Source organism: Longimicrobium sp. (assembly GCF_036280135.1).
GTDB lineage: Bacteria > Gemmatimonadota > Gemmatimonadetes > Longimicrobiales > Longimicrobiaceae > Longimicrobium.
Genome location: NZ_DASURI010000972.1, coordinates 1 through 4676 on the forward strand (window position 1 = coordinate 1; position 4676 = coordinate 4676).

The window sequence follows — 4676 nt, forward strand, 5'->3', positions numbered from 1 at the left end:
TAGGGAATAGGGAATAGGGAATAGCCAGCAACAGCACCTTCTGCCGTTGCTGGCTATTCCCTATTCCCTGATCCCTATTCCCTGCCCTACCCGCGGCGCTGGCCCGCGGTCATGGCGGCCTCGATGTCCACCGTCTCCACCAGCCAGCGGCCGCCGGGGCCCTCGACCACGGTGAACGGCACGTCGATGGTGTTGCGGCCCTGGCGCAGCTGCACGATCACGCGCCGCGCGTCGGGGCGGCCCGCCACGGCGCCCACGCCCGTCATGCTGAACGTGTCGTGGCGCAGCACGTTGGCCAGCGCCTGCATCCGCCGCGTCACGCGCGCCGGCTCCTGCTGCTCCGCCAGCGGCCCGCGCGCGGTGCCAAAGACGTAGCCCATCTCCGTGTAGCGCTGCTGCTGCGCTAGGCCAATGAACTGCTCCACGGCCGCGGCGGGCTGCATGGCGCCCACCGTTCCGGACGGAAGCGGCCCGCGGGCCGGCTGGCTGCCGCCCCCGCACGCGGCGGCGGCGAGCGAGAGGGCGAGCGCGGCAACGGGGAGAATCCTGCGATGCACGGGTCCTCCGAAGAGTGCGATTGGGGATCGATGGCGCGTGGATGGATGCCCTAGTGTAACGGCTCCCGCGGCGGGGGGAAAGTCCGGCGCTTTGGTTCCCGCTCGGCGCAAAACGCGACCGCGTAAAAAGATCGGCGCGTTCCGGCTCGGGCCGAGCACGCCGGGGCCCACGGGCGGATGGACCTCACCGCGTCGTGTATCCCATGCTCCGGGGATGGTACTCGTGCGCCGCCGCGCCCTCCCGCGTGCGGACGACGAAGGTCACGCTCCACTCCGAGTAGATGTCGCTCTCCCACGACAGGGCGACCATCACCCGGTTCTCGTGCGCGTCGCACACCACGTGGTTGAAGTACGGCGCGCCGTGCATCCCCCACCGGTTGGCGTCCACCACCTGCGCCAGGTAGCGAACGGCGCTTTCCCGCACCACCTCCAGGTCGTCCATCACCCGAAGCGCCAGTTGGTACGATGCCTCGTCCGGCGCGCACGCGTCCTCGTCGTCCAGCAGGATGGACCACGGCGGAAGGGTGAGCGAAAACCCGTGCTCCTTCAGGTACGCGGACCACGGTTTTCCATACCCGACGCCGTTTCCTTGCGAAAGGCGGCAAGCGGGGGACTCTGCACGGGCGTCATCGGGAGATACAGGGGCAAAGGGTGCCGATGGATGGCCGATCCGGATCTGCCGGTGGCTCACGCGTTCCAGAACGCCATCCGCACCGGCAGCGCGGTGTAGACCAGCTCCGGGTGCGGCCGCCAGCTGAAGGTGACGGAGAAGACAACGTACGTCTCCTCCGTCCATCCCAGCTCTACGACGACCTTGTCCGTCCGCGCGTTGCAGTGGAGGCCGCTGACGTACGGCTCGCCGTCCAGCGCCAGCGTGTCGAAGTTCACGATCCGCGCGAGAAAGGCGACGGCCTTGTCCTTGAGCCGCTCCAGCTCGGGCAGAACGCGAAGGGCCAGCTCGTACGAAGGCGGGTGCGGGCGCGACTCCCACCAGCCGTCCACCTCCACGGGCTCGCCGTCCGGGAGCATGAGCGTGAAATCCGCGCCCTCCGGATCCATCCCCCACACGTGGCCGTACTCGTGCGAGTCGAATTCGCGAAACTGCTCGATCAAGGGGATCTGCATCGGCAAACGTCAGCTATGGAGGGCAAGGCCGGCAAAGGGCCGCATTTCCTCCCACCGCGCTGCACCGCTGTCGTATGCGAAGGTGCGCACGGCAAGCGAACGCGGCTCGCCCGTGCGTCCGTCGCCGATCTCCAGGATGTTGAAGACGCGCGCGCGGTCCTGGGACGGGTGCGCGCCCCCCGCCGTCCCTGCCGAGATAGCCGTAAGGGTGCCCTGCTCGGACCACTGGGCCAGCGTGAGTCGGGCGGCCGTGGTCTGCATCACCATCGTGGCGTGTGTGTGCCCGCTCAGCACGAGGTGGCAACGCGCCGAAATGAGCGTCTGCAGCGCGAGCCCCGCCCCGTGCAGGACGTGCTGCTCCTCGTGTGCGCTGGCCGAGAACACGCTGAACAGGTTGTGGTGCATGAGCGCTAGGCGCACCTCGCCCGGCGCGGGGACACCAGGCCAGTGGCGCTGGACGAACCGGACATACTCGGCCGCGAACTCGCCTTGGCCTTGGCGGGCGATGTCCGTCAGCGGCGTGGCAAGCCCCAGCACACTTAGGCGCATAGTGGGTAGTGCACGGTGCCACATTAGCGCCCCCGCTGACACGTCGCGGCGCATCAGGTGCAGTTCCCCGTCCCACGCGGCCAGCTCCGACAGCAGTCCCTGCCGTCCTCCGGCACACGCCTGGTAAAAGTCTAAGTACGGCTGCCACGCTTGGTCCGCCAGTTCTCGGGCCGCGAAGTCGCGCCAGTGTATGTCATGGTTGCCGGGAATGACGAACGCCCTCTCCGCATCGCCCATCACCGCCAACTCAATCAGCTTGCGGACACGCTGCCGCGCGACGGCAAGGTCCAGAAACGCGTCGCCTGCGGCAAAATCACCCGTGAGGGCAACCGCATCGAACGGACGGACGGCGGACTCCGCCTCCAAGCAGTCGTTCAAGGCCTGGAACCGTTGCTCCTGCTCCCGCGCCTCGCCCGGCTGCGGCTTGGCCCGTACGTGCAAATCCGTCAGGTGCAGAATGCGAAGGGGCGGCGCGCGAAAGAACGCCACTACCTGCGCCACCAGCGTACCCACATCCGCCGCGTTTTTTTCGAACGTAGCCAAACGCAGCGGATCGTTCCGGAGCCTTTCCGAGAGCTCCGCGTCCGCTGGAAATCGGGTGAACATGATATACGGAATGCTGCGCCTCGCGAGCGCCTCTACTACGCTCTGCCAGTTCCACTGCTCGGTGCCGAACTCGACATCCACCACCGCCAAACGAAAATCGTTGCCGGCGTTCCCCGCCTCTACCGACGCACCTGCAGCCGACCCGTAGCACTTCCACTCCACTTGGCAGCCCGCGTCCTCCAGAGCACCCCGTACCGCCTGCAGGCAGCTCGAGAGATACGCGCGCTGCTCGGCGTCCCGGCCGGGCTCCCAAGCGTCGTCCGCCCACATCGCCTCAAATCTTGCCATTCAGTTCGTCCCCTCCGGAGGCCACGTTTCCACCACCAAGCTGGGAACCCGCTCCCGCAGGCGCTTCCACAGGGCTCGGGCGTATGGGAGCGACTCCGCGTCGGGCTCCTCCACGGCGTCTACCCAGCACCATACCAAGTCGGGAAACTGACGTGCGCAGAACGCCAGCGTCTCCGCTAAGTCCAGCACACCTTGCATCATCCGCCCGTGAGTGACGGCAATACGCGCCGCCCAAGTCGTGAGCCCGTCCACAAGTACGGCGCCGGGGCGGCCCATCTCCGCAGCTCGGGCGGCGAGGGCGTGGGCATCAGCCTCCAGGTCCCCCGTCACCTCCAGCAGGTCCCAGCGGTCTCCGCGCCTCACGCGGTGCTCGCGTAAAGTCTTGCCGTACCGGGGCTCGTTCCATAGGGTGCCGACGTACAGCAGGTGAGGGTAGCCCGCGAGCCGCGCTTCCACCGCCGCGGACTTGCCGCAGTTGCGCGGTCCGAGCACCAGCCTGGCGGCAACCAAGCCCGTTGGAACGCGGTCAGGCATTGTGAATGGGACGGGCGACGGGGATAAGCAGTTCCTTGCACCCGTTTTCCAACAGGTGGAGCGACCAGGGCGCCGTAAGCCGCGAGACGTGCTCGATGAACCCGCGCACGAGCCACAGCCCCTGGCCCCGGTCAGCACCGCGCGGGCTGTGTACCCCGCCCCCCGCGTTCACCTGCTCCACGATGTCGGCGTACGCTGGGTAGCCGCCCACGTCGTCTTCGCACCCTAGCCAGACGAGGCCGTCACGCTCGAAAACGCGAAAGCGGATGGTGTATCCCGGCCGCGACGTGCTGCTGGCAGCCTCGTACACATTGAAGACGAGGTTCTCTAGGATGCAGCCCAAGCTCACCTCGTCGAAGAGGATGCGGCAGTCCGGCCCCTCCCTCACTCCGATATGGGCACGGTGGCGCTCGAAGGCCACAGAGCCCGCGATCAACTCGCGAACGGTCTGGCCCAACTCAATGGTGACGGGCTCGAAGACGGATTGATCCAAGATGCGCCACGACTGCAGCTCGGCCTTGAGCCGATCAATGCGGGGCAATGCCGCCGGCGCCGACTCCTGAAGCGCCACCCTCAACTCGTGCAGCCGGGCGGCAATGCCGTGATAGCGGACTCCCAGGAAGAGCTCACGGCTAGTGCGCATGGCTGCACGTGTCTCCTCTTCGCGCAGGCGGTGCAGTCGCTCCGCCGTGGCGAGGAGCCGGCCGAGCAGGGAGCGGTAGTCGATGCGGAGAGCGTCACTCACCGCCTGCAGTTCGGAGTCGTTGAGCACGGCGAACTCCAGGAGCTCGCCCGGCCCGCCCTCGCTTGGCCGCCGGAGCATGCCGTCGATCTGCCGCTCGTCTTCTTCCAGTTGCTCCTTGAGACGCAACTCCTCGGCATACGCCTCCTCGTAGTGCTCCACGGCCCTGCGCCAGCGGCGCAGTTCCACATTCCGCTCCGCTTGGGCCTTGAGCACGTCCAGGTAGATGGCGGAAAGGGGCTCAGCCGCGTCGCCGCCTTCACCCGGAGCCGCAC

General features: G+C 67.6%; 6 protein-coding genes. All 6 read right to left on the bottom strand.

All coding sequences use genetic code 11. The features are described 5' to 3' along the window. Positions 1-86: 86 nt before the first annotated feature. Positions 87-557, bottom strand: coding sequence for a hypothetical protein (locus VFZ20_RS31275; RefSeq protein WP_329687903.1), 471 nt, complete (start codon positions 555-557; stop codon positions 87-89). Positions 558-741: 184 nt separating this feature from the next. Further along, positions 742-1002 carry a hypothetical protein gene (locus VFZ20_RS31280; RefSeq protein WP_329687904.1) on the bottom strand — a complete coding sequence of 87 codons (261 nt, stop codon included), beginning with the start codon at positions 1000-1002 and terminating at the stop codon, positions 742-744. Positions 1003-1244: 242 nt separating this feature from the next. Further along, positions 1245-1682, bottom strand: a complete 438-nt coding sequence (locus VFZ20_RS31285; protein WP_329687905.1) for a hypothetical protein — start codon at positions 1680-1682, stop codon at positions 1245-1247. Positions 1683-1691: 9 nt separating this feature from the next. Next, positions 1692-3125, bottom strand: coding sequence for a metallophosphoesterase (locus VFZ20_RS31290; protein WP_329687906.1), 1434 nt, complete (start codon positions 3123-3125; stop codon positions 1692-1694). Next, the gene (locus VFZ20_RS31295) at positions 3126-3659 is read right to left on the bottom strand and encodes a bifunctional adenosylcobinamide kinase/adenosylcobinamide-phosphate guanylyltransferase (protein ID WP_329687907.1); all 534 of its coding nucleotides are present in this window, start codon (positions 3657-3659) and stop codon (positions 3126-3128) included. Next, the coding region (locus VFZ20_RS31300) for a hypothetical protein (protein ID WP_329687908.1) at positions 3652-4676 on the bottom strand (1025 nt) is incomplete at its 5' end. The genes VFZ20_RS31300 and VFZ20_RS31295, both read right to left, overlap by 8 nt.